Raw genomic sequence first — 24,252 nt, forward strand, 5'->3', positions numbered from 1 at the left:
GTGCGATCCGCACGGTGGTCGCCCGCCTGCTGATCTTCTATGTCGGTTCGGTTCTGCTTCTGTCGCTGCTTCTGCCCTATACGGCCTATAAGGCCGGCGAGAGTCCCTTCGTCACCTTCTTCGGGCTGATCGGGATCAAGGGCGCCGACATCATCATGAACCTCGTCGTGCTGACGGCCGTGCTGTCCTCGCTCAATGCCGGCCTCTATTCCACCGGCCGCATCCTGCATTCGATGGCCGTTTCCGGCTCCGCGCCGGCAGCGCTTGCCAGGATGAACAAGGCCGGCGTGCCCTATGTCGGCATTGCCGTAACGGCCGCCGTGACCGTCATCGGCGTGGCGTTGAATGCCGTCGTGCCGTCGGCCGCTTTCGAAATTGCCCTCAATATTTCGGCGCTCGGCATCATCTCGGCATGGGGCGTGATCGTATTGTGCCAGCTGAAGCTCTGGAATCTGTCGAAGCGCGGCGAGATGAAACGTCCGGATTTCCGCATGTTCGGCGCCCCCTATACCGGTATCCTGACGCTTGTCTTTCTTTTCGCGGTGCTGGTGCTGATGGCGCTCGACTATCCGGTCGGCACCTGGACGATCGCCTCGCTCATCCTGATCGTGCCAGCCCTCGTCATCGGCTGGTATCTGCTGCGCGACCGTATCCATCGGCTGGCGGCCGAACGGGGCCGGTCGTGACGGCAGGGCAGGTCAATCCGCTGGTGGCAGTCATCGCCACCGGCGGCACCATTGCAAGCGAGCGCACCGATAGCGGCGCCAGCGTCCCATCATTGTCGGGAGAGAGCCTGCTGGCGCTTCTGCCGGACATGCCCGTCGATCTCCAGCCCGTCGAACTGATGGCGAAGGATTCTGCGAGCCTCGCGCTCGCCGACATGCAGGACATCAGCGACAAGATCGGTGAATTACTGGACGATGCCGCCATCAGCGGCGTCGTTGTCCTGCATGGCACGGATGCGATGGAAGAGACCGCGCTCCTTGTCCATCTGCAGCGCAATTTGAGCAAACCGGTCGTGTTTACGGGGGCGCAATTTACCGCGGATCATCCCAGGGCTGACGGTCCTGCAAATCTTGCCACCGCCGTTGCCGCTGCCATCGATCCTGTCAATGCAGATCGCGGCGTGCTCGTCTGTTTCGGCGGCCGGCTGCTGCCGGCTTGGGGGCTCTATAAGCACTCTTCGGATATTGCCGATGCTTTCAGGCAATCGCGGCCGCTCGAAAATCCGCCAAGCCCGCGCCTTGCGGCGGCGGTCGATAAGGTGCGGATCGATATCGCGGCAATCTATCCGGGCTGCGACTCGGTGCATGTGGATGCGAGCGTGAGGGCCGGCGCCGATGGCATCGTTCTGGCGGCGCTGGGCTCGGGCAACGCCAATCCGCGCCTGGTCGAAGCCGTCAGGCGTTGCGCCGATGTCGGCGTACCGGTCGTGGTTTCCAGCCGAGTTCCGGATGGGCTGCTCGTTTCGAGCTATGGCGGCGGCGGTGGCGGACATGATCTTGCCGAGGCCGGTGCGATCCATTCCTCCACGCTGCGGCCGGGGCAGGCGAGGATCCTGCTGGCAGCCCTTGTCGCTTCCGGCGCCGCACCTCAACTCATTAGGCAGGCATTCGCGGATTTCTCAGACGTGAAGTCCTGAGCAAGGGCTTTCAGGGGCAGGATGAGAGCAAGGGCTAAAGCGCTCTTCTGGCCAGCTTAACGACGTTAGTCCGTGGAAAAGCAATCTTGTCTCGTTGGATTCAGAGGGCTTGAAATCAGGTCTATTACCTTGCATATACATGTGGATATGCAAGAAGGAAGGCCAGCATGCGCCATCTCCGACATAACGAACCTACGCAGCCGCGAGAAGCCAAGCTCTTTCGCAACAACAAGAGTCAGGCTGTACGTATTCCGGCTGACTTCGAACTTCCTGGCGATCGGGCGATGATCTACCGGGAAGGGGAGCGGCTTATCATCGAGCCGGTGCGCCGCAAGAGCTTGCTTGATGTTTTGGCGAGCCTGGAGCCACTCGGACCGGAGGATCAGTTTCCCGATATCGATGATACTCTGCTGCCAGCGAAGGAAGTCGAGCTTTGAGCAAGCTCTATATGCTGGATACCAATATCGTATCCGAACTTGCGCGAAACCCACAGGGTGCCGTTGCCAGGCGCATCGCTGATGTCGGGCCGGATGCTATTTGTGTCAGCATCATTACAGCCGCAGAGTTGCGCTATGGCTGCGCCAAAAAGGGATCGCCAAAACTACAGGCGCAGGTCGAGGCCATTCTGGGAAGCATACCGGTGCTGGCGCTTGATGTTCCTGCCGATGCCGAATACGGCGCCATCAGGGCTGAGCTGGAAGTTGCCGGCAAGCCCCTCGGTCCAAACGACCTGTTCATCGCTGCCCATGCCCATGCGCTGGAAGCAGTCCTGGTAACGGCCAACATCGGCGAGTTTAAGCGCATCCGGCATCTCCGCGTCGAAAACTGGCTAGATTGAGCGTCTTTCCCGTAAAAATAAGACAAGCTGAGCGGCAATACTCTGCGATCTGAAGGTCATCGCGGGCGATTTGCATGTCAGCAATCAAGTTTCGGTCGCAACCCTTTGAAAGTCGATTTCAACCATGGGAACGGGCCGGCCGTCGATTGACGGCGCGGCCTCTCACATTGACTGGATAATGCCTTCGTCAAGCCGTGTGCGCAGCATTGGCGACGACAACGGGGATCAAGAGATCGCCCCAGTTGCCGTTGCCGCCATGGTGGCGTGCCGAGCGGACGAGCTCGACGGAAACGCCGGCATCGACCGCGTTCATCACGGCCTGATTGAGGCGATGCAGCTCATTGGCCAGCATACGGATGGCCGCCTGCTGATCGGCATTCATGGTGAGAGATTGCTCTTCGGCTCTCTCGCGAACGCGTGCTATCGATGCCATGTCATTCTCCTCCTGTAATCCTGATGTCACTCGGCTGCCGGCTTGAACTGGGCATGCTCGGTCGATCCGTGCATCGCCGTGGTGGATGACTGGCCGCCGGTTATCGCCAGCGAAACCGCATCGAAATAGCCAGTGCCCACTTCGCGCTGGTGCTTGGTAGCGGTGTAGCCATTTGCCTCTGCCGCAAACTCCGCCTGTTGCAGTTCGGAGTAGGCGGCCATCTGGCGAGACTTGTAGCCGCGGGCAAGCTCAAACATGCCGAAATTCAGCTGGTGGAAGCCGGCAAGCGTGATGAACTGGAACTTGTAGCCCATCGCACCGAGTTCACGCTGGAACTTGGCGATCGTTGCGTCGTCCAGGTTCTTCTTCCAGTTGAACGATGGCGAGCAATTGTAAGCCAGCAGCTTGCCGGGATAAACCCGATGCACGCCCTCGGCAAATCTGCGCGCCTGTTCCAGGTCCGGCTTCGACGTCTCGCACCAGATGAGGTCGCAATGCGGTGCGTAGGCGACGGCGCGGGCAATACAGGGCTCGATTCCGCTCCTGACCTGATAGAAGCCTTCGACCGTGCGGCCGGCGTCGTAATCGACGAAGGGCCGGTCACGTTCGTCGATATCCGAGGTGAGCAGCTTGGCGGCTTCGGCGTCGGTGCGTGCGACGACAAGCGTCGGCACGCCCATGACATCGGCGGCAAGCCTGGCCGCGTCGAGATTGCGGATATGGGCAGCCGTCGGGATAAGAACCTTGCCGCCAAGGTGACCGCACTTTTTCTCCGACGCCAGCTGATCCTCGAAATGGACGCCGGCGGCGCCTGCTTCGATATAGGCCTTCATGATCTCGAAGGCATTGAGCGGACCGCCGAAGCCAGCTTCGGCATCGGCAACGATCGGTGCAAACCAGCTATCGACGGAAAGGCCTTTGCCTTCGGCGGTTTCGATCTGGTCGGCGCGTTGCAGGGTGCGATTGATGCGCTTTGCCAGCTCCGGACCCGCGTTGGCGGGATAAAGGGACTGGTCGGGATACATCGCCGAGGCCGTATTGGCGTCGGCGGCAACCTGCCAGCCCGAGAGATAGATCGCCTTCAGACCGGCGCGAACCATCTGCATGGCCTGGTTGCCGGAAAGCGCGCCGAGCGCATTGACAAAATCCTCTTCGTGAATGAGCTGCCAGAGCCGGTTCGCGCCCATCTCGGCCAGCGAATGGCGAATGACGATCGATCCGCGCAGCCGCTTCACATCTTCGGCCTGATAGGGCCGCTCGACGCCATCGAAACGCCCGGAAGGCGCACTTGGGACCAGTTTGTAAAAATCTGTCATTATACTCTCCCGATATTTCCTTTCGATCCTCCGATCGATCTCGATCGCATGACTATTTTTACAATATCGCCGCTGCGGTAGCCAGTGAAACCCGAAGATCCCATTGAACAAAAGGGTTATGATGTGTTATCGTTGACATTGACTCCCAGTAAAATTGTAAATTATGTAAAAATTGACGGCTGAGAATTTGTAAAAGGTATGACGTATGGTGGAGCGCAAGATCTTTGCCGGGCCTAAGGTTCGGCGCATCCGCATGGGGCTCGGCCTGACACAGACGACGATGGCGCAGGCGCTCGATATCTCGCCGTCCTATCTCAATCTCATAGAGCGCAATCAGCGGCCGCTGACGGTGCAGCTGCTGTTGAAGCTGTCAGCGGTCTACAAGGTCGACCTCGACCAACTGCAGGGCGAGCAGGGCGGCAGTGCGGCGCAATTGCGCGAAGTCTTTGCCGACCCGCTGCTTGCGGGCGAGGTTCCCGGCGATCAGGAACTGATCGAACTTGCCGACGCCGCGCCGAACGCGGCAAACGGCGTGATCCGGCTCTACCGCGCCTATCGCGAGCAGGCGGCAAGGCTTTCCGATCTCGCCGAGCTTCTGTCGCGCGAGGGCAGGGTTGCCGAGGTTGCCGGACCGCGTCTCCCGCTCGACGAGGTTCATGACCGCCTGCAGTCGCGCCCGAATTTCTTCATGCGTATCGAAGATGCCGCCGAGGCCTTTCATGACCGCTTGTCGCCCGGCGACGACATGGTGGGTGCGTTGAAGGCATGGCTGAAGGGCCAGCATGGAATTGCGGTGCGGCTGTTGCCGGTGCGCTCCATGCCCGGCTTGCGCCGGCGCTACGACCGGCATTCGATGCGGCTTTTTCTGTCGGAACGTCTGTCGCCTTTCGATCAGATCCGTGAGATTGCGACAGAAGTCTCTCTTTTGGCCCTGCGCGAGGAGATCGCTGCCGAGCTGAACGCTCTGGCGCTTTCCACGCCTGAAGGCAACCGCATCGCCCGGTTCGAGCTGGCGCGTTATGCTTCCCATGCTCTTTTGATGCCATACGGCGCCTATCTCTCGGCTGCGCAGCGAATGCATTATGATATCAATGGTCTGGGCGCCCGTTTCGGCGTTTCCTACGAGCAGGCCGCCACGCGGCTGACCAGCCTGCAGCGCCCGGGCGCATCGGCCATTCCGTTTTTCCTGATGGAGATCGACAATGCCGGCCATCGCCTGCGCAAGATAGGCGCTCAAGGCTTTCCGCAGGCGCGCTTCGGTGGCGGCTGCCCCAAGCTCAATATCCATGCCGCTTTCGCGCAGCCCGGACAGATACTGGTCGATGCCGCCCAAATGCCGGACGGCGGAAGCTTTCTAACGGTCTCGCGAACGATCGAAGGCCCGCGGGCCGACTTTGGCGACAGGGTGCGACACACGGCACTTTTGATCGGCTGCGATATCGCCCATCGTGACGAGGTGATCTATGGGACAGCGCTTGGCGTCAATCACATCGCGATCGGTCCGGCCTGTCGTCTATGCGAGCGCCAGGGCTGCCTGGCAAGAGCCGAACCGCCGGTCACACGCCCGCTTGGCCTCGACGAAATGGCGGCGGGCCTCAGTGTATTCGATTTCCAGTGACCGCATCGATCGCCGCTTGCTCGAGGGCCGGGACGCCGCCCCCACGCCTCTCTTGTCCGCTCACGCAGGCAAGTCAGGCATAAAGCCCGAATTGTGCATCATGCAGCCGCGCATAGGCACCGCGGCTGGCAAGCAGTTCGTCATGCGACCCCTGCTCGACAATGGCGTTGTCGCCCATGACGATGATGCGGTCCGCATTGCGGATCGTCGACAGCCGATGTGCGACGACCAGCGTCGTCCGTCCTTTCGCAAACTCCAATAGAGCCTGCTGGATTGCGTATTCGGTCGCGGTATCGAGCGCGGATGTGGCCTCGTAACAGCACCGCTGCAATTCCGCATGAACAGGACTTGGCGTAGTTCTTTTGCACAAAAGGTAGCAGCTTCGCCATCAACACCTGCAGCGGAGGCGGTTCATAAAATGGCGGCAGCGGCGTCAGTCGGAAATTGCTAGGCGGGACCGCCCGATCACCTCGGCGCGGGTCGGCGCCCCCGATCGTCCCCCGAATAGCTCGCACTTGATGGCGGCGGCGATGGAGGAGAAGCGGATCGCGTCCTCCGGTGCCATTCCTTCCGCGATGGCGAGAGCGAAGGCGCCGTGGAAAATATCGCCGGCGGCAAGTGTATCGACAGCCTTGATGGTAATGGCCGGGCAATGCGCGACTTTATTGTCTTGTTCGTCAAACCAGTAGCTGCCGGCCGAACCTGCCGTCACACAGATGAAGGCGTGAGCGGATTTCTGTTTCAAACGGAGGACCATTTCCGGAAGCCGCTTTGCACCGGCAAGACGTTGCGCGGCCGGTTCCGAAAAGACGATGTGCGTGGCTTCCGGGGCGAGGCGCTCGATGATGCCGTCAGGTGCCACATCGCCGTCGAGAATGGCCGGCTTGCCCATGACTTTGGCTGCTCTTAGAACCTGAAGCGCCAAGGCCGGCCAACGGACATCGACGAGCACGGCATCGAAGGCGACAATATCGCTCGCTGCGAATTCCTTCTCCTTATGGTGCAGCTTCGGATCGTAGAAGGGAACGATCAGTCTTTCGCCGTCATCGTCCACCAGAATGGTCGAGACGGCCGAGCGGGCGCCCGGCACCCGGGACATGCCGCCGACATCGATACCGGCGGCATCAAGATCGCGGACGATGCGCTCGGCGGTTTCGTCATCGCCGACGGCGCCCCACAGGCTCGCCTTGCCGCCGAGCCTGACGATGGCGCAGGCCGCGCTCGAAGCCATGCCCTCGGCGATCTGCAGCATGTCATAGGGCAGGACCTTTCCCTGACCCTGCGGAAGAGTGGGCACGCGAAAGAGCGTATCCAGAACCGCAGCGCCAACACAGAGGATGTGCTTGGCAGCGCCGGCGGGTGGATCGAAAATGGATACAGGGTTCAAAGGCTTTTCCCGCTTGTTTTGTAGACGCAATGCAAACCCGCCGGATCGATGGCGATATCCATCCGGTCACTGCGATGCTTCCCAATGCTTTGTTTATCCACCGGTGTCGGATAGGTCATTTGACGGCGCCGGCCGTCAGTCCTGCAATGATCTGCCGCTGCGCGAACATGGTCAGCACGAGAACCGGCAGCGTCACGATCAAGGCGGCGGCAGCCAGCGGTCCCCAGCTTACCTGTTCGAAGGAGAGCATGTTGTAGACGGCGACGGGCAGCGTGCGGGTCTCGCGACTGGCAAGCACGATGCCGAAGACGAAATTGTTCCAGGAGAAAATGACCGAGAGGATGAAGGCGACGACGATGCCGGGGCGCGCGATCGGCAGGGCGACCAGACGAAAGACCTGCCATGGAGTGGCGCCGTCGATGGCTGCCGCCTCCTCCAGCTCCATCGGGGTCGTCTCGAAATAACCGATCATGATCCAGACGACGATCGGTACGGTGACGACGAGATGGATGATGATCTGCGGCCAGAGCGTTCCGAGCAGGTTGAGCCACTGGAACAAGAGAAACAGTGGGATGAGAAAGGAGAGGCCGGGCGTCATGCGGGCGATCATAATGACGATTGCCGACTTCTCCGCCTTCAGCCGCGCAATGCCGTAGCCCGCCGGCACGCCGATGACGAGCGCAAGCAGGGTCGCGGCCCCCGTCACCAGCATGGAGTTCCAGAAATAGAGGAAGAAGTTGTTTTCCCGGAAGACATTGACGTAGTTCGTCCAGGCGAAGCGATCCGGAATGAGGATAGGCGGATAGGCGCCGTTATCGATCTCGTATTTCAGCGACAGCGAGATCATCCAGAGGAAGAACAGGAGGACAGGCGAAACGATCACCAGCGCCACGAAGAACAGGCCGATGCGGTTGAGTGTCGAGCGCTTCATCTCAATGTCCCTCCGCATCCGCCCATTTCGTTCGCTGCCGCATCATCAGCAGGATGAAGGAAAGTGCGACGATGAGAATGAAGAAAACCACTGCCATGGCCGAGCCATAGCCGATGTCGTAATAGGAAAAGGCCGTGTTGTAGAGGTAGATATTGATCGTCTCGGACGCCGTTCCCGGGCCGCCCTGCGTCATCGCGTAGATGATGTCGAAGCTCTTGATCGCGTCGATGCCGCGAATAATGACGGCGATCATCAGGAAGGGCGAGATCATCGGCAGCGTCAGATAGCGGAACTTCTGCCAGGCATTGGCGCCGTCGATTTCGGCACTTTCATAGGGTTCGCGCGGCACGGAGGCGAGACCGCCGAGCACGATCAGCATGACCAGCGGCGTCCATTGCCAGACCTCGACGAGAACGAGCGAAGGAATGACGCTCGCCTGATTGTAGATCCATTCTTGCGGTCCGATGCCGACCAGCGACAATAGGTAATTCAGCACACCGAGCTGGGGATGGAACATCATCGTCCAGACAAGCGCAACAGCGACGGGTGTTGCCATCATCGGCATCACGAAGATGCCGCGCAGAAATCCGCGCAGCGGAAAGTTCGCATCGAAGATCAGTGCGGCCAGCGTTCCGAGGATCAACGGACCGACCACGGAGAGCACGGTATAGAGAACCGTGTGCCACAGGGATTCCCAGAAGCGCATGTCGGTCGCCAGCCGGACGTAATTGTCCCAGCCGACGAAGCTCTGCGATTGGCCGAGCGTCCATTTGTTCACGCTCATCCAGAGGGTGAAGAGCCAGGGGAAGACGATCACGGCGGCAATGACGATCAGTGCCGGAATGACGAAGGGCCAGTAGTTGGGAGCAAGCCGTCTCGGCTTGCTCCTCCCTTCAGCCACTTTTGAGGCGGTGTCTTCGATGCTTGTGGAGGCCATCATCCCTCGCTTCGCGCCAGAACGGGCTCGAACTGGGCCGTTGCCGTTTTCAGCTCGGCCACCGGATCGGCACCGCCGATCATGTTCGTCAGCGCGACGCCGTAGATGTCACGGAATTCCGTGACGGGGATGATGACGGGCAGCGCAAGCTGAGAGACCTTGCCGGAGCCGGCGACGGCATCCAGCCATGCACCCGGCATTTTCACGCCCTCACGGACCTTCTGATCCTCGAGGATGGACTGACGGAACGGAACGCCGGCGCCTGCCTGCAGCAGACGCGCGCCCATCTCGTGCGAGATCGCCCATTGGCAGAAGAGGTAGGCCGCCTCCTTCTTCTGGCTGGCGGCGGTGATGCCGATACCGTCGCCGAAGGTTGCCGCAGCCTGCGCATTCGGCCCCTTCGGCATGATGCCATAGCCGACCTGACCGACGACGCGGGACTTTTCCGGATTTTCGATCGGCGGCGCGAAGCCGATGCCATCGAGCCACATGCCGATCTTGCCCTGCAGGAAGGCCGATTGCGCTTCTGCCCAATTGAAGCCGGAAACGCCTGGAGGTGCCGATTTCGTCATCAGTCGCTGATAGAGCTTGGCGGCATCCACGGCTCCTTGAGACTCCGTCTGCAGCTTGCCGTCGGCCGAAAGCGGCGTCGCGCCATAGCCGAGCATGAAGGCCGTCCAGACCGGCGTGTTGGCATTCTTCAGGCCGCGGGCGACGAAGCCATAAGTGTTGGTCGATTTGTCGGTCAGCGCCTCGGCGGCCTTGGCCATGTCCTCGAAGGTTTGCGGATAGGCGAGGCCCTTCTTCTCGAACAAGGCCTTGTTCCAGTAGACGATCCAGTAATCGACCGAGAAGGGCAGGGAGCGCATGGCGCCCGAGGAGTCCTTGGCGAATTTCAGGCCAGCCTCGGCGAAATCGCTTTCCGTCAACGAGGGATCGGTGAGCGACGGGTCCTTCATGAAGCCGCTGATATCGGCGAGCCATCCGCCCTTTTCGAACTGGCGCTTCTGGACATGGTAGCTCAGATGCACGACGTCGAAGCTCGGCTTGCCGGAGGAAAGTTCGATCGTGGTCTTCTGGCGCTGCTGCTGCTCGGGCGTTGCTTCCGCGTTGACCTTAATGCCGGTCAGTGCTTCGAATTCGTTCAGATATTTAAGGATCGTTTCGCTGCGCGGACTCTTGATCAGGTTGACTTCGAGCGTCGTGCCGGAAAAGCGCTTCCAGTCTACTGCAGCCGAAGCGGTGCGCACGCCCAGAAGGCTCGCCGCGCCAAGTGCAGCCGTGCCGGCCATGAAGCCGCGACGTGTCGGATTGAAAAATGACGATGACATTCCGTTCCTCCTCCTTTGGCCGAAAATCTCCTCATTCGCGGCCTGTTGTCTAAAGCTGCTTACATCTTAAGCGCGCGATCCCGCGCCCCGCCGATATGGGATACGAGCGCGGCAACAGCCTCCTCGGCGGATCGCCGTTCGATGGCTTCTAGCACTTTCAGATGCTCTTCCATGACCGGACCAACATGGCCGTTGATGCGGAACCTGTCCTGGCTGATCAGCCGCATCTTGATCGAATTGACCCGATAGGCGTTCGAGATGATCGTGTTGCCGAGCGCATCGATGAAGGCATCATGCATACCCCAATCCACCGATTGCGCATGAAGTTCGAGTTCCTGCGAGCTGTCGCCGGCCCGGATGGCATCGGCAATGTCGCGATGATCCTTGAGAAGCCTGGCAATCGTCTCGTCCGATGCCGTATGGGTAAACAGAGCGACGGCTTCTTTCTCCAGGAAAAGACGAAGCTGGAAGGCTTCGCGGATCAGATCAAGATCGATATGGGCAATCTGCAATCCGCGCTGCGGAACCGTCTTGATCAACCCTTCGGCCTCCAGACGAGGGATCAATTCGCGGATTGCGCCCAGCGTCAGTCCCGTCAGTTCGACCAGCCGCCGCTGCGAGATGAACTGCCCCGGCCGAACGTCGCGCGCCAGAAGATGGCGCGTGAAGCTCTCATAGGCCTTCTCTCTCAGCGTCGGCTGTTCGCCTGGTCCGTCCATCAGCAGCTCCCGGCCGTTCGGTTAGGCCGCCCTGGCGCGAAACAAGGCGCCGAAGGCGGCAAAGAGCGTGTCGGAATCTTGGCTGTTCAATGGCACGAGTGGTGGGCGCACTGCAAGCCAGCTATCGTCTTCCGTCAAGTGGGCGAGAATGGCCTTTATGGACGGGATGACCGGATATTGGACCAGTTGGTCGACGAAGCGCTCGACCTTGGCATCATCAACGCCCTTTTCCGCCAAGGCCTGGACTTCGCGGGGAAGGAGATTTGCCAGACCGGAAATCGCACCCTGGCCGCCGAGACGCACCGCATGCGCCAGATGCCGCTCGTCACCGATCAGAATGATGAGATCACCATGCGTCTTCAGCAACTCCTCGGTATAGGGCCAATCGCCGGAGGAATCCTTAACGCCGACGACGACATCCGGAAATGCGGCGCGCAGGCGGCCGACGAGGGAGATGGAAAGCGGCACCATCGTCACCGAGGGGATGTTATAGACGATCACGTCACGGGCATGCGTGCCCAGCATGGTGAAAACGGCCGCGAACCATTTGAAGAGGCCATCGTCGCTGACGTTCTTGAAATAGGATGGCGGCGCGAGGAGAATGTTGCGGACACCCTGCGCCAGAGCCTGTCCAGCCTGGGCAGCGGCGTCCTCGGCCGCATCGACGAGTACGCCCATGACGATCTGCTCAGGCGCAATGCCGGCGGCTATCATCGCGGCCAGAACCTGCTTGCGTTCCTGCATGCCGATGGAAGCGCCTTCGCCCGTGGTACCGAAAAGTGTGACGCTTCTGCAGCCATTGGCAAGGCAATGCTTCGCCTGCCCGATCACGCCCGGGATCGCAATCTCGCCATCCGCATCGAAGGGTGTTGCCAGCGCGGCCGACAGGCCAAAATTCTCACTCATCCGATCCTCTCCCAATCTTGTGAGGTCAGTGTGTATCATGCTGACATGTTAGATGTAAAGTAAAGATCGGTTCAGTCTGATGACGCTAGGTTTGCTTTTCACGGAATTTCGCGCTGTCGGGTGCCGTACGATGCAGGGGTTGTCGCTGTTGCTCGCACCGCATTTGCCGCCCGGATGGGTCCGGCGCCGATACTATATTCTCGGAGGCGGGTTATTGCCCGACGTTTCAAACAGCGTCGTTGCGACTATTTGCCTGCCGAGGATTTTTCTGCGCAGGGGCTCGTCGATATACGCGTCCAAAGCCCAGCTCAATATCGCGAGCGCGGTAATGAAAAGCCAGACTGCAACGGAGATTTCACTCTGCGTGGCGGTGCCGAAGAACGAGGAGAACAACCAAAAGAATATCGCTGCCATCGGCAGATGGAGCACATACATTGGATATGAAGACGCGCCCAGAAACCTGCACATATTGGAGAATATCCGCGGAAGTATGACGCCAGCCCCGGCAGCCACGATCAGTGGCAGGATGGCAAGAGCTACGATCGCGTCATAATACACACGTGCGCCCGGCGAGACGTCGAGGCAAAGCGCTGCGACTAAAGCCGCGCAGCAAAGCAGGCCGATTCCCATGCCTCCGGACGGGATTCTGCTTCTCTGGCTGTAAATCAGGACGCCCGCGAAAAACGAATACAGTACCCGCGCGGGGCCGCCTGCGAGGCTGGCGAAAAACCAGCCTATGTCCAGGTTTCCAAATTTCCAAAGGAACAGCAGCATGAGGAGCGCGCCAATCAACAAGGGAGGTAGGGTTTTTCTCCAGGTGATTCCGGTCGAAGCAAGGCGCCCATAGAGGATATTTGCGAGAACTTCACAAAAGAGCGACCAGGCGGGGCCCAGTATGAAGGGTTGATCCAGCAGCGATATCGGCAGAAAAAGAGCGTTGAATAAAAAGGTTACGCCCCACGATAAGAGCGTCGCGCCATCAACGGCTTGAAGCCTTCCTAAATCATAGCCGGTCCTCAAGACGAGACCCATGATAAATATGGGGTAAAGTCTTACGAGGCGTCGCCAGAGGAACGACCTTTCCGACATTCCGGTTGCAAGCCTGCCGTTATAGGCGTGCGCTATGACAAAACCGCTCAATGCGAAGAAAAAATCGACGGCCAGATAGCTCGACTGGAAAGGTTGTCCGCCAAAAGTCTCTGAAATATGCCGCTGGGCCACCAAAACCGCCGCGCCCCCTCTGAGTGCATCCAAAAACATATAAAGATGGTTTTTGGGCCTCGTCATGGTTTTTGCGGGCGCTGCGTTATGCATATTGGTTTGGAGCCATAGAGGTTCTTTGGATAGACGATCCGAATACATCAAATTTGCAAGATAACAATATATCGAAATGATATTGCTGCATGAATGACGCGCCGTCGGGAAGAGGTGGCGATAGATTCCGTCATTTATTTAGGCAGTGAACCGTTCGAGATCGCTTAATCTGGCATTGATCAATATATCGGAGGCCGCCCCTCCTCGATAGTGTCTCCCCGCCTATCCTGCCAAGTGGCAGAGCTACTTCCGAACAGGCACGTAATCGACCCCGCCATCGATCCGTGCCGGCCTGCCATCGAGGAAAAGCTCGCCGATGCGGGGTGCCGAGCGGGCGATGACCTTGCCGCGCTTGACGACGGCGAGACGATTGGGCTTCAGGCGCAGCGCTTCCTGCGTATCGACAGCTTGCAGGACGACGAGATCGGCATTGCAGCCCTTTTCCAGCCCGTATCCTTGAAGGCCCATCGTCTTGGCGGAGTTGACGGTGAGCGCGTCGAAGATCTTCTTCTGGTCTTCGATGCCGGCCATCTGTGCGACATGGATCGCCATGTGCCCGACTTCGAGCATGTCGCCCGAGCCCATCGAATACCATGGGTCCATCACGCAATCATGGCCGAAGGAGACGTTGAGTCCGGCCTCCATCAGTTCGCGCACGCGCGTCATGCCGCGCCGTTTGGGGTAGGTGTCGTGCCGACCCTGCAGCATGATGTTGATCAGGGGATTGGGAATGACGTTGATCCCCGCTTCGGCCATTAGCGGGATGAGCTTGGAAACGTAATAGTTGTCCATCGAATGCATCGAGGTCAGGTGCGAGCCGGCGACGCGGCCCTGCAGTCCGAAGCGGACCGTTTCTGCCGCCAGCGTCTCGATGTGGCGTGACATCGGATCGTCGGTTTCGTCGCAATGCATGTCGACGGGAAGGCCGCGATCGGCGGCGATCCTGCACAGCGCCTCGACCGAGCCTCTGCCCTCATCCATCGTACGTTCGAAGTGGGGAATGCCGCCGACGATATCGACGCCCATATCGAGTGCCCGCTCAAGCGAGGCGACGCCATCCTTGGTGCGGTAGTAACCATCCTGAGGGAAGGCGACGAGCTGCAGGTCGATATAGGGCTTGACCCGCTCCTTCACCTCCAGAAGCGCTTCGGCCGTTACCAGCCTGGGGTCGGATGTGTCGACATGACTGCGGATGAACAGCAGCCCTTGCGTGACGGCAAGGTCGCAATAGCGCAGCGCGCGTTCGACAAGCTCTTCCTTCGTCACGATCGGGCGCAGCTCTCCCCAAAGCGCGATGCCCTCCAGTAGCGTGCCGGAAATGTTCATACGCGGCAAGCCGAGCGACAGCGTCGCGTCCATATGGAAATGCGGATCGACGAAGGGCGAGCTCACCAGCCGGTTGGTCGCGTCGATCTCTTCCTTCGCCTCCGTTGCGATCAACGCTTCGATTGCTGCGATCTTGCCATCCTTGACCGCGATGTCGATGCCCTTGCGGCCATCGGGCAGATTGGCACTACGAACGATCAGATCGAACATGAAAGGCTCCTCGGTTTCTGCCTGAATATAAAGGCCTAACTTGCTATATGCTCGATCAGATGCGCAATAGCAGTACGATAACGGTTCGCATCGCAGCCGGCATCGACAGCAAGGGCTGCGCGATCGAATGCGGAAAACGCCCTGCCGAGGGACCGATAAGACATTGGACGGCAATCGATAAAAATTGCCGATACAACTCGACCTTTCATTAACTAGGTCATTTCACGCAATATTTCGGTTTTCGTGCGACAAAGCGGCCGAAGGTAAGGTGACCCATGCAAGAACTCCAAGTTTCGTCAAAAATCATCAAATCCGTCTACTTTCGCCCGGATGACGGGCGGCTTTTTATCCGCTTCAGAAACGGCGAGGAGCGTCAGTTCACCGGCGTTCCGCAAAAAGCGGCGATGGCCATGGTAAAGGCGTCCTCGCCCGGCCAGCACTATATCGAGCACATCCGCACGCAGTTCGAACGCGTCGCTTGAGGCGAAGGCGGCAAGATTGCCGCCCGCTTGACGAGAAGGGCGGTCCGCGTGCTGCCATCTTTTAATTCTGTGGGGCAGCATGTGCTTTATCAATCAACGCATTGATAAACGTTGAGCAGCGCTATCTATATCAATCATAATCATCTTTCAGGGAGGAAGAGGCGTGATTGATGAAAAGCAGCTCATATCCAAGATCACCTGGAGGCTTATGCCTTTCCTGGGGATCCTTTATCTGATCGCCTATATCGACCGCCAGAACGTCAGCTACGCGAAGCTACAGATGGTCGATGCGCTCGGCATGAGCGAATATGCCTATGGTCTCGGCGCCTCGCTGTTCTTCATCGGCTATTTCATCTTCGAGGTGCCGAGCAATCTGCTTCTCGACCGGTTCGGCGCCAGCAGATGGTTCGCACGCATCCTGATATCCTGGGGAGCGGTCACGGTCGCATTGGCTTATACGCAGAATGCGACAATGTTTTATATCCTGCGCTTCCTGCTCGGTGCCTGTGAAGCGGGTTTCTTTCCCGGTGTTCTCTATCTGCTGACCCTTTGGTATCCTTCGGTCTATCGCGGCAGGATGGTCGGGCTTTTCATGATCTTCAGCGCCTTTGCCAACGCGATCGGCGCGCCGCTCGGCGGCATGCTGCTGGATTTGAACGGACTTTACGGTGTCGCCGGTTGGCAGTGGGTCTTCCTGGTGACAGGCATTCCCGCCATCCTTGCCGGCTTCGTTACCCTGCTTTATCTGCCGGACCTGCCGTCCAAGGCGACGTTCCTTGACGATACGGAAAAGAAATGGCTGAAGGACCGGCTCGCGGTGGAAAATTCGGGCATGGAGCAGAACGCCGCCGACGGCTTCAAGGCGCTCGTCAATCCGCGCGTGCTGCTAATGGCGCTTTGCTATATCGGCTTCCCGCTTGCCGCCTATGGCCTCAGCTACTGGCTGCCGACCATCGTCAAGAATTTCGGTGTCAGCAACACGACGAATGGCTTCTTGAACATCATTCCATGGCTTCTGGTCGCAATCGTTCTTTATGTCGTGCCCGCGGCTGCGGACAGGGCCGAGTCTAAGACTCCCTATATCGTCGTTCCCGCGCTGGTGGGCGCCATCAGTCTGGTTTTATCGGCCGTTATTCCTGACCATACGCTGCAGTTCGTTTTCCTCTCCATCGCGGCTGCCGGCATCTTCGCAGGCCAGCCGGTATTCTGGAGCTTGCCGTCGCGCTTCCTACAGGGGGCAGGGGCTGCCGCGGGTCTTGCTGCCATCAATTCGGTCGGCAATCTCGGTGGCTTCATCGCCCAGAACGTCGTGCCCTGGATCAAGGATGCGACGGGCAGCACGATCGCACCGATGTTCTTCCTGGCCGCCTGCCTTGTGATCGCGGTGCTGTTGGTTCTTGTGATCGGGCGCATGGTGCCGCGCACGCCGCGTCCGGAAGATCTCGGCAATTCAGGCGCAGCACGCGTGAAATGATTGTGCTCGTACGAGCAAAAATGTCCCCCAAATGAAAGGGGCGGCTTAATGGCCGCCCCATTTTTCAAGTGGCTGCTGATGCGGGCTCACGCAAAGGCGTAGGACCCATCCGGGCGCTTTGGCACGCGCCGCTGCCAATGGATATAGCCCTCCTCCTCCATGGCTTTCTCATCCATGTCGACGCCCCAGCCTGGCCGGTCGGGCCTGAGTTCGAGATAGCCGTCCTTTGGCAGATAGGGATCGACGACGTAGCGTGTTTCGCCCTGCCGCTGCTCGACCTCGTTGCCGCCATAGACATAGGCTTGGCCCTTCGGCAGCCGGTATTCGAGGATCTTGAAATTCTGCGCGGCGGCGGAGAAGTGCACGTTGACGGCGGTTGCCAGCGGCCCCATCGGGTTGTGCGGGGCAACGCCGACGAAATGCGCCTCGGCGATCGTCGCGATGCGCCGCATCTCGCTGATGCCGCCAACGACGCAGATATCCGGCTGGATGAGGTCGGCACCCTTGACCTGCAGCAGGCGCAGGAACTCGTTGCGGCTATAGAGAGATTCGCCCGTCGCCAGGACGCAATTGAGGCCCTGTTTCAGCTCGCCCCACATCTCGATATTTTCCGGGCGCAGCGGCTCTTCATAGAAGAGCGGGTCATAGGGTGCCAGCGCATTGCCGAGCTGGCGGGCAGCGATCGGCTCGAATATCTTGGCATGAGCGTCGAAGGCGATCTCATAATCGTCGCGTACGGTCTCGCGCAGCGAACGGAAATAGTCGGCCGATGCCTTGACGACATTGCCCCAGCGATGGGCATGCATGTCGATGCGCCACGGGCTGAGCTTGAAGGCGGTAAAGCCCCATTCGGCGTTCAGCCTGTCGAGTTCCTCGCGTGCGGCCGGTGCATCCGGCGCCGTGTAGACACCGGCATAGACCTTGATGCGATCGCGCACCGCGCCGCCGAGCAGCTTGTAGACCGGAACATTGAGTGCCTTTGCCGAGAGGTCCCAAAGGCAATGGTCGAGCGCGGAGATCGCCGAAAGGCCAAGCGCGCCTGGCGGGAAGCGGCTCTGCTGGATCAGCAGGTTGACGAGGTAGTCCACGCGGCTCGGGTCCTGGCCGGCGATGAAGCCATAGAGATAGTCGAGGATCGGAGGCAGCGCCAAATCGGGGCCGTGATTGTAGCATTCGCCCCAGCCGGTCAGTCCGTCATCCGTGTCCAGCGCCACGATGACGCGCGGGCGATCCTTGTCGCGGGTCATGAATACCCGCATGCGGTCGATCTTCATCTTACTTTCCTTCTATCGGTGGTCATAAATGCGGCGGGGGAGGTGCCGCAGGTGGAAAAAACCTTGCCGTGCTGCGGCGAAATCCGATGCGCGGCAAATAAGCGTTCCGGCCTTGTCGAATAAGGCCATCATGCAGCGCTTCCGTTCTTTACGTTTTCGGGCTCGACATAGCGGAAGCGTCGCGAGCGATCCCGATCGCGAGGGTCGGGGCGCGGGATCGCCGAAATCAGCGCCTGCGTATAGGCATGCTCGGGCGCGTTGCAGACCTTGTCGGCATCGCCGACTTCGACCAGCCGCCCCTTGTACATGACGCCGACGCGGTCGCACATGTAGCGGATGACGCCGATATCGTGGCTGATGAAGATATAGGCGAGGCCAAGCTCGTCCTGCAGGCGCATCAAAAGATCGAGCACCTGAGAGCGCACGGAGACGTCGAGCGCCGAGGTTGCCTCGTCAGCGACGATGACGCGCGGGTTAAGCGTGATGGCGCGGGCAATGCCGATGCGCTGGCGCTGGCCGCCGGAGAAGGCATGAGGATAGCGCTCGCGCGCCCTTGGATCGAGGCCGACCTGCTCCATCAGATGGCAAACGCGCTCGTCGAGTGCGCGGCCCTTGGCAATGCCGTTGACGAGCAATGGCTCGCCGATGATCTGCGAGACGGTCATGCGCGGATTGAGCGAGCCGAACGGGTCCTGAAACACCATGCGCAACTCGCGGCGTGCTGCCGCCAGAGCCGTTCCCTTGGCGGTTGCCAGATCGGTGACGTCGCCATCGGCGCGGCGATAGAGGATCTCCCCCGCAGTCGGATCGATGAGGCGCATGATCGAACGGCCCATCGTCGTTTTGCCGGACCCGCTCTCGCCGACAATGCCGAGCGTTTCGCGCGGCAGAAGCGAGATCGAGACATCGTTGAGCGCGTGAACTTCGCCAAAGGCCATCGACACATTCCGCAATTCGAGGATCGGTGCTGCGGTTCTGTCGAGCGGCGGCCGCGCAAGGCGGATTTCGGCTTTGCTTTCGAGCTTCAGAACCGAGCCGATCAGCATGCGCGTATAATCATCCTTCGGCGCATGAAAGATCTGCTCCACCGGGCCATACTCCTTGACGACGCCGCGATGCATCACGAGCACGTCGTCGGCGATCTGTGCGACCACGCCCATGTCATGAGTGATGAACAGCACCGCCATGCCGTTGGCCTTCTGCAGCCTGGCGATGAGGTCGAGGATTTCGGCCTGCGTCGTCACGTCGAGCGCCGTCGTCGGCTCGTCGGCGATCAGCAGTTGCGGCTTGCAGGCGAGCGCCATGGCGATCATCGCGCGCTGGCGCATGCCGCCCGAATATTGAAAAGCGTAGCGGTCGATCGCTTTTTCAGGCGAGGGGATTTCCACCTGTTTCAGAAGCGAAATCGCCTCGGCGCGCGCTTCGGCCTTGCTCATTTTCGTATGAAGGCGCAGCGCTTCCATGATCTGGTCGCCGACCGTGTGGACGGGTGAGAGCGATGCCATCGGTTCTTGAAAGATCATGGCGATGTCGCGCCCGCGGATCGACCTGATCTGGCGCCCGCGCGGATTGAGCTTGACGAGATCAACCGAACTGCCGCCGGCGCCATTCAAAGTGATCGAGCCGCTGGTGATGCGGCCGGGCGCATCGACGATCTGCAGGATCGAGCGTGCGGTAACGGATTTGCCCGATCCGCTCTCTCCGACGACGCAAAGCGTCTTTCCCGGCTCAATGGCAAAGGAGAGATTGTCGACCGCGCGAAAAATACCCGTGCGCAAAGGGAAATCGACAGAGAGGTTCTTAACCTGAAGCAGCGGACGGGCGGTATTCATGGAAACGATATCGGTCATGCCCGCCTCATTTGTTGTAGGGATCGGCAGCGTCCCGCAGGCCATCGCCGAGAAGGTTGAGCGCCATGACGGCTATGACGACGGCGATACCCGGCAGGAAGAGCCATGGCGCCGTTGCGATCGAGCGTATGTTCTGCGCCTCGCGCAGCAGCACGCCCCAGGAGATGGTCGGCGGCTGCAGGCCAAGCCCCAGGAATGAGAGGGAGGTTTCAGCCAGGATCATCGCCGGCACGGCAAGCGTGATGGAGGCGATGATGTGGCTCGCAAAACTCGGCAGCATATGGCGGAAGATGATACGTCCCTCACTGGCGCCATCGAGCCTTGCTGCGGCGACGAACTCTTCCGTTCTCAGCGACAGGAAACGGCCGCGTACGACACGGGCAAGCTGTGCCCAGCCGGTCAGAGACAGGATGATGGTGATCATCATGTATTGCAGCGCTGCCGGCCAACCCTGCGGCAGAGCCGCCGCCATGGCGAGCCAGATAGGTATCGTCGGCAGGGAGAGCACGAAGTCGATCAAGCGTTGGATGAAAAAGTCGAGCTTTCCGCCGTAATAGCCTGAAATACCTCCAAGAACGATGCCGAGCAAGAGCGAGAAGAACACGCCGACAAGACCGATCGACAGTGAGATCTGGGCGCCCTGGACGGTACGGCTGAAGACGTCGCGCCCGAGCCGGTCCGCTCCGAACAGAAGCAGGGGCGTCGACTTGTCCGAGGACGCCAGCAGATGGATGTTGCTCGTGAAGAGACCAAGGACGGAATATTCGTAGCCGCGTCCGAACAGGCTGATGGAGACACGCTTCGTGGTGTCTTCCTTGAAGATCGCGGCAAGCGTTTCAGGATCGCGGGTCAGCTTCAGCGGGTAATAATGCAGCCCGACGGAGAAGCCGTTCTCGGTGTCGATGAAATGGACCCTTTGCGGCGGGTGGAAGGTCGCGCGTGCATTTTGCTGATTGGGATCGTTGATCGCGAAGAACCCGGGTACGACCGCAACGATATACATCAGCACGGTGACGACGAGAGCGACCATGGCGAGCTTGTGGCGGCGGAAAGCCCACCAGATCAGCTGCCATTGCGAGGCGACCGCGTTGCGGTCGGGACGCAGGTTTGTGACGGCGATATCGGCCATGGGCTGCTCCTATTCCAACCGGATGCGGGGATCGACGAGGGCAAGCAGAATGTCACTGATGAGTGACCCGATCAGCGTCAGTGCACAGATCAGAAGCACGAAGGCACCGGCAAGATACATGTCCTGCGCCATCAGCGCCTGCAACAGCAACGGTGCCGCCGTCGGCAGATTGAGAACGATCGCCACGACGACAGACCCGGAAATGAGATTGGGCAGCAGCCAGGCGATCGTCGAGATGAAGGGATTGAGCGCGATGCGCAGCGGATATTTGACCAGCAGCCGGAACTCCGACAGGCCTTTCGCGCGAGCGGTCGTCACATAGGGTTTCGGCAGCTCGTCCAGCATGTTGGCGCGCATGACGCGGATGAGGCTTGCCGTCGAGGAGACTGCGAGAATGACGACAGGGAGCCAGAGATGCGACAGGAGGTTCAGCATCTTGGCGATGCTCCAGGGCGCCGTCTCGAACTCGGTGGAAAAGAGGCCGCCGACGTCCTGGCCGAACTCGACGGCTGCGACATACATCAACACCAGCGCCAGCAGGAAGGAGGGGATGGCAAGCCCGAGGAAGGTGAAGGCCGTAAACAGATAGTCGCCGATCGAATACTTCTTTACGGCCGAATAGACCCCGATCGGCAGCGCGATCGCCCAGGTCGCAATCAGCGTCGCCAGCGCCAGGACGAGCGTCAGCGCCATGCGTTCCCAGATCAGGTCCGAGACAGGCTGTTGCCATTCGAACGAGATACCGAAGTCGCCGCGCGAAACGATGTTCCATATCCATTTAAGATATTGGATGAGCATCGGCTGATCGAGGCCGAAGCGCTGGCGCAATTCCGCGGCCATGTTCTGGTCGATTACTTCATTGGACGAGGCAAGCGTAGCGATATAGGTCGTCACATAATCGCCGGGAGGAAGCTGGATCAGCACGAAGGCAAGGAAGCTGATGGCAAATAGGGACGGGATCATCCACAAAAGGCGTTTACCGATAAAAACCAGCATGGCTATTTCTCGCAGTGAGCGCTGCCGGCGGCAGCTCCGCATGAAGGAAAGCGCCGCCCTTTACGGATGGCGCCGGATCGGCATGATCAGCTCGAGAAGAAGAATTGCTGCGGCATGGCCGGCCCCGGATTGGGCCAGGACCAGCTGTCCGGCTGCTTTTCCGGAACATTGTGCAGATTGTTGCGGATGATGCCGAAGCCGCCGACGGCAAGGCAAAGTCCAACGGTTTCAAACTCTTCGGCGGCGATGTCGAATATCTGCTTCATGACGGCACCGCGCTTGTCGAGATCGGCCGTCGAGCGCGCTTCGTCGAAAAGCTTCATGCGCTTCTTTTGGCTTTCCGGCGGCTCCTCGCCCTTTTTGCCGTTCGAGGTGTACCAGACCGACCATGGGATTGCGTAGCGCGAGCCCTGCGGATGGAAGGCGAAGAAATCGCGCGGATCGAGCATCGGGTCGAGGCCGCCGGGTCCCGGCCAGACCTGCGCATCATGGGCATTGTCGTCACCACGGGTATAGTAGAGCGCCCGCTCGATGGTGTTGACCTTCATGTCGACGCCGATCTGCGCCCAATGCGCCTTCACCAGTTCCAGGGCATCGACCAGATCGGGATAAAGGGTTGGAATGACATCGACGGCAAAGAACATCTTCTGGCCGTCCGGCCGCAGACGGAAGCCGTTCGCATCCTTCTTGCCGTAACCGGCCTGATCGAGCATGGCGCCCGCTTTGTCCGGGTCGTATTCGGTAAATTGCCGCGCATATTTCTCGTTGTACCAGGGATGCTCGGGTCGCGGTCCGGCCTGGTAGGGCTGGCTTTGGCCAAAGTAGACGATGTCGATGATTTCCTGCCGGTTGATCCCGAGCGAGAGCGCCTGCCTTATCGATTTGTCGGCAAACATCTTGCGCATGGCCGGGTCTTTGTGGGTGATGTTGAAGTAGATCTGGCACTGCTGGGAGGTCGAAGGGATAAGGGTCAGAAGGCGATAGTCGCCCTTCTTCATGTTTTGCGAGAGCGTCGGCTTGTTGGCGAGCACGCTGATATGGCGTTCCTGAATATCGATCTTGCCGGAAATGACGTTGAGCATCAGGGATTCCACATCCTGCGAGATGCCGAAATTGATCTCGTCGACATAGGGGAGCTGGTTGCCCGATGTATCGACCTGCCAGAAATATGGGTTGCGGGTCATGATCACGCGTGTCGCGCCGCCGCTATAGGGCTCCTTGACGATCCAGGGATCGAGCGTCGGCTTGGCCGGATTGCCCCAGCGCGAGGGAATTTCGATGTCGCCGCACCGGGCGCGGAAAAATTCGGGCCAGCTGCTGGCCCCGGCCTTCTTGGCGTCGTCGGCAGCGTTCGGATTGTATTTCGGCAGGAACTGGCTGCAATAGTGCTTCGGAAACAGCGTCGGATGCTGGCCGAGCGGCGTCGCGAGATTTTCCAGATAGAGCGCGTTCGGTGCGGCAAAGGTGAATTTTACGGTGTAGTCGTCGATTTTGGAGACATCGACGGCCTTGCCGGCAACCGAGAGCTGCGCCGGCACCGCGCTATAGAGATCGGTATTTTTGACGCAGTCCTCGATGGCGAAAACCACATCATCGGCGGTGAACGGATGGCCGTCGGACCAGCGGGCGCCTTGAATAAGGTAAAAGGTAAATTGCGAGGCGTCGGCATTGACGTCCCAGCGCTCGGCGAGGTTCGGCAGGACCTGGGTGAACTCGAGGTTCCAGCGCACTAGGCTCTGATTGCCCACCATGCGCAGGATGCCGTTGTGATCGGACGAGCCGCGCAGGCCGCGCCGCAACGTGCCGCCATAGGTCCCGACCTTCTCGTAAGGGGTGACGACCATCGGCTTTTTCGGCAGACGGTCGGCCAGCGGCGGCAGCTTGCCGTCCTTGACGAGCGCAGCCAGGGCAGGCGCTTCGCCACCCGCATCGGCGGCGCTTACTCGGCCGGCCAGAGACAGGGCCGCCATTCCCGCCATGCCTCCCAGAACGGCACGCCTGCTGACGCCACGGGACAATATTTCATCGCGCATTGAATCCCTCCCACTTTTTGACCTCGGCCGGACTTTGCCTCAAGCCGATACGGCAGGCTCCCGACCCGCCGCGATGCACCTGTCTGGCGCAGCGGCAAGACCATAT

21 protein-coding genes and 2 pseudogenes are annotated in these 24,252 nt (G+C 59.9%); 7 read left to right on the forward strand and 16 right to left on the reverse strand.

Going from position 1 to position 24,252, the window contains the following annotated elements; all coding sequences use genetic code 11:
• The 4 genes and pseudogenes from Q4Q11_RS21350 to Q4Q11_RS21365 all read left to right on the forward strand — a co-directional run.
• Positions 1–686: pseudogene (locus Q4Q11_RS21350) on the forward strand (amino acid permease); the annotation flags it as partial.
• Positions 683–1,642, forward strand: coding sequence for an asparaginase (locus Q4Q11_RS21355; RefSeq protein ID WP_498570739.1), 960 nt, complete (start codon positions 683–685; stop codon positions 1,640–1,642). The pseudogene Q4Q11_RS21350 and the gene Q4Q11_RS21355, both read left to right, overlap by 4 nt.
• Positions 1,643–1,809: 167 nt before the next feature.
• The gene (locus Q4Q11_RS21360) at positions 1,810–2,079 is read left to right on the forward strand and encodes an AbrB/MazE/SpoVT family DNA-binding domain-containing protein (protein WP_112504003.1); all 270 of its coding nucleotides are present in this window, start codon (positions 1,810–1,812) and stop codon (positions 2,077–2,079) included.
• Complete coding sequence (locus Q4Q11_RS21365; protein ID WP_498570740.1) at positions 2,076–2,480, forward strand: type II toxin-antitoxin system VapC family toxin; 405 nt, start codon at positions 2,076–2,078, stop codon at positions 2,478–2,480. Before Q4Q11_RS21360 ends, Q4Q11_RS21365 begins: the two co-directional genes overlap by 4 nt.
• Before the next feature lie 187 nt (positions 2,481–2,667).
• Here Q4Q11_RS21365 and Q4Q11_RS21370 read toward each other — a convergent pair whose 3' ends face one another.
• Both Q4Q11_RS21370 and aceA read right to left on the reverse strand, forming a co-directional pair.
• Positions 2,668–2,913: an SMc00767 family acetate metabolism repressor gene (locus Q4Q11_RS21370; protein ID WP_498570741.1), complete on the reverse strand. Its 246-nt coding sequence runs from the start codon at positions 2,911–2,913 to the stop codon at positions 2,668–2,670.
• Positions 2,914–2,939: 26 nt separating this feature from the next.
• Positions 2,940–4,229, reverse strand: coding sequence for an isocitrate lyase (aceA, locus tag Q4Q11_RS21375; RefSeq protein ID WP_112504012.1), 1,290 nt, complete (start codon positions 4,227–4,229; stop codon positions 2,940–2,942).
• A gap of 205 nt (positions 4,230–4,434) precedes the next feature.
• Here aceA and Q4Q11_RS21380 point away from each other — a divergent pair, with 205 nt between their 5' ends.
• Positions 4,435–5,847, forward strand: a complete 1,413-nt coding sequence (locus tag Q4Q11_RS21380) for a helix-turn-helix domain-containing protein (RefSeq protein ID WP_498570742.1) — start codon at positions 4,435–4,437, stop codon at positions 5,845–5,847.
• A 73-nt stretch (positions 5,848–5,920) separates the two neighbouring features.
• Here Q4Q11_RS21380 and Q4Q11_RS21385 read toward each other — a convergent pair.
• From Q4Q11_RS21385 to Q4Q11_RS21425, 9 genes and pseudogenes are all read right to left on the reverse strand, one after another.
• Positions 5,921–6,160 (reverse strand): annotated as a pseudogene (locus Q4Q11_RS21385) (multidrug ABC transporter ATP-binding protein); the annotation flags it as partial.
• Positions 6,161–6,280: 120 nt separating this feature from the next.
• A complete protein-coding gene (locus tag Q4Q11_RS21390) occupies positions 6,281–7,234 on the reverse strand; it encodes a sugar kinase (protein WP_498570743.1) in 954 nt (317 codons plus the stop codon).
• Between the two features lie 115 nt (positions 7,235–7,349).
• On the reverse strand, positions 7,350–8,165 hold the full coding sequence (locus Q4Q11_RS21395) for a carbohydrate ABC transporter permease (protein WP_112504019.1): 816 nt from the start codon (positions 8,163–8,165) through the stop codon (positions 7,350–7,352).
• A gap of 1 nt (position 8,166) precedes the next feature.
• A complete protein-coding gene (locus tag Q4Q11_RS21400; RefSeq protein WP_112504215.1) occupies positions 8,167–9,102 on the reverse strand; it encodes a carbohydrate ABC transporter permease in 936 nt (311 codons plus the stop codon).
• Entirely contained in the window at positions 9,102–10,433 is a 1,332-nt protein-coding gene (locus tag Q4Q11_RS21405; RefSeq protein ID WP_498570744.1) for an ABC transporter substrate-binding protein, read from the reverse strand. The genes Q4Q11_RS21400 and Q4Q11_RS21405 overlap by 1 nt, the downstream gene beginning before the upstream one ends.
• A gap of 59 nt (positions 10,434–10,492) precedes the next feature.
• On the reverse strand, positions 10,493–11,152 hold the full coding sequence (locus tag Q4Q11_RS21410) for a GntR family transcriptional regulator (protein WP_112504023.1): 660 nt from the start codon (positions 11,150–11,152) through the stop codon (positions 10,493–10,495).
• Positions 11,153–11,173: 21 nt separating this feature from the next.
• Positions 11,174–12,058 (reverse strand): dihydrodipicolinate synthase family protein, encoded by an 885-nt coding sequence (locus tag Q4Q11_RS21415; RefSeq protein ID WP_113215714.1) that lies wholly within the window; start codon positions 12,056–12,058, stop codon positions 11,174–11,176.
• Between the two features lie 192 nt (positions 12,059–12,250).
• Positions 12,251–13,345 (reverse strand): acyltransferase family protein, encoded by a 1,095-nt coding sequence (locus Q4Q11_RS21420; RefSeq protein WP_498570745.1) that lies wholly within the window; start codon positions 13,343–13,345, stop codon positions 12,251–12,253.
• 270 nt (positions 13,346–13,615) lie between these two features.
• Positions 13,616–14,908: an amidohydrolase family protein gene (locus Q4Q11_RS21425; RefSeq protein ID WP_498570746.1), complete on the reverse strand. Its 1,293-nt coding sequence runs from the start codon at positions 14,906–14,908 to the stop codon at positions 13,616–13,618.
• Positions 14,909–15,183: 275 nt separating this feature from the next.
• On the opposite strand from Q4Q11_RS21425, the gene Q4Q11_RS21430 reads away from it, so the two are divergent.
• Positions 15,184–15,390: a KTSC domain-containing protein gene (locus Q4Q11_RS21430; protein WP_112504032.1), complete on the forward strand. Its 207-nt coding sequence runs from the start codon at positions 15,184–15,186 to the stop codon at positions 15,388–15,390.
• 163 nt (positions 15,391–15,553) lie between these two features.
• Positions 15,554–16,864, forward strand: coding sequence for an MFS transporter (locus tag Q4Q11_RS21435; protein ID WP_498570747.1), 1,311 nt, complete (start codon positions 15,554–15,556; stop codon positions 16,862–16,864).
• Between the two features lie 86 nt (positions 16,865–16,950).
• Here Q4Q11_RS21435 and Q4Q11_RS21440 read toward each other — a convergent pair whose 3' ends face one another.
• The 5 genes from Q4Q11_RS21440 to Q4Q11_RS21460 all read right to left on the reverse strand — a co-directional run bounded on the left by Q4Q11_RS21440 (position 16,951) and on the right by Q4Q11_RS21460 (position 24,146).
• The gene (locus Q4Q11_RS21440; protein WP_498570748.1) at positions 16,951–18,138 is read right to left on the reverse strand and encodes a galactarate dehydratase; all 1,188 of its coding nucleotides are present in this window, start codon (positions 18,136–18,138) and stop codon (positions 16,951–16,953) included.
• A gap of 128 nt (positions 18,139–18,266) precedes the next feature.
• Positions 18,267–19,988 (reverse strand): ABC transporter ATP-binding protein, encoded by a 1,722-nt coding sequence (locus Q4Q11_RS21445; protein WP_498570749.1) that lies wholly within the window; start codon positions 19,986–19,988, stop codon positions 18,267–18,269.
• Between the two features lie 7 nt (positions 19,989–19,995).
• Positions 19,996–21,117 (reverse strand): ABC transporter permease, encoded by a 1,122-nt coding sequence (locus tag Q4Q11_RS21450; protein ID WP_112504043.1) that lies wholly within the window; start codon positions 21,115–21,117, stop codon positions 19,996–19,998.
• A 9-nt stretch (positions 21,118–21,126) separates the two neighbouring features.
• Positions 21,127–22,113, reverse strand: coding sequence for an ABC transporter permease (locus tag Q4Q11_RS21455; RefSeq protein ID WP_112504045.1), 987 nt, complete (start codon positions 22,111–22,113; stop codon positions 21,127–21,129).
• Between the two features lie 86 nt (positions 22,114–22,199).
• On the reverse strand, positions 22,200–24,146 hold the full coding sequence (locus tag Q4Q11_RS21460) for an ABC transporter substrate-binding protein (RefSeq protein ID WP_112504048.1): 1,947 nt from the start codon (positions 24,144–24,146) through the stop codon (positions 22,200–22,202).
• Positions 24,147–24,252 lie beyond the last annotated feature (106 nt).

The sequence above is a fragment of the Rhizobium sp. UFLA01-1127 genome, assembly GCF_059803845.1.

What these genes read in the sequence shown, in the direction of transcription:
- Q4Q11_RS21360 (WP_112504003.1), top strand. Translation starts at nt 1,810, where the DNA reads ATGCGCCATCTCCGACATAACGAACCTACGCAGCCGCGAGAAGCCAAG.
- Q4Q11_RS21370 (WP_498570741.1), bottom strand. Translation starts at nt 2,913, where the DNA reads ATGGCATCGATAGCACGCGTTCGCGAGAGAGCCGAAGAGCAATCTCTC.
- aceA (WP_112504012.1), bottom strand. Translation starts at nt 4,229, where the DNA reads ATGACAGATTTTTACAAACTGGTCCCAAGTGCGCCTTCCGGGCGTTTC.
- Q4Q11_RS21380 (WP_498570742.1), top strand. Translation starts at nt 4,435, where the DNA reads ATGGTGGAGCGCAAGATCTTTGCCGGGCCTAAGGTTCGGCGCATCCGC.
- Q4Q11_RS21395 (WP_112504019.1), bottom strand. Translation starts at nt 8,165, where the DNA reads ATGAAGCGCTCGACACTCAACCGCATCGGCCTGTTCTTCGTGGCGCTG.
- Q4Q11_RS21400 (WP_112504215.1), bottom strand. Translation starts at nt 9,102, where the DNA reads ATGGCCTCCACAAGCATCGAAGACACCGCCTCAAAAGTGGCTGAAGGG.
- Q4Q11_RS21405 (WP_498570744.1), bottom strand. Translation starts at nt 10,433, where the DNA reads ATGTCATCGTCATTTTTCAATCCGACACGTCGCGGCTTCATGGCCGGC.
- Q4Q11_RS21410 (WP_112504023.1), bottom strand. Translation starts at nt 11,152, where the DNA reads ATGGACGGACCAGGCGAACAGCCGACGCTGAGAGAGAAGGCCTATGAG.
- Q4Q11_RS21415 (WP_113215714.1), bottom strand. Translation starts at nt 12,058, where the DNA reads ATGAGTGAGAATTTTGGCCTGTCGGCCGCGCTGGCAACACCCTTCGAT.
- Q4Q11_RS21420 (WP_498570745.1), bottom strand. Translation starts at nt 13,345, where the DNA reads ATGACGAGGCCCAAAAACCATCTTTATATGTTTTTGGATGCACTCAGA.
- Q4Q11_RS21425 (WP_498570746.1), bottom strand. Translation starts at nt 14,908, where the DNA reads ATGTTCGATCTGATCGTTCGTAGTGCCAATCTGCCCGATGGCCGCAAG.
- Q4Q11_RS21430 (WP_112504032.1), top strand. Translation starts at nt 15,184, where the DNA reads ATGCAAGAACTCCAAGTTTCGTCAAAAATCATCAAATCCGTCTACTTT.
- Q4Q11_RS21440 (WP_498570748.1), bottom strand. Translation starts at nt 18,138, where the DNA reads ATGAAGATCGACCGCATGCGGGTATTCATGACCCGCGACAAGGATCGC.
- Q4Q11_RS21445 (WP_498570749.1), bottom strand. Translation starts at nt 19,988, where the DNA reads ATGACCGATATCGTTTCCATGAATACCGCCCGTCCGCTGCTTCAGGTT.
- Q4Q11_RS21450 (WP_112504043.1), bottom strand. Translation starts at nt 21,117, where the DNA reads ATGGCCGATATCGCCGTCACAAACCTGCGTCCCGACCGCAACGCGGTC.
- Q4Q11_RS21455 (WP_112504045.1), bottom strand. Translation starts at nt 22,113, where the DNA reads ATGCTGGTTTTTATCGGTAAACGCCTTTTGTGGATGATCCCGTCCCTA.
- Q4Q11_RS21460 (WP_112504048.1), bottom strand. Translation starts at nt 24,146, where the DNA reads ATGCGCGATGAAATATTGTCCCGTGGCGTCAGCAGGCGTGCCGTTCTG.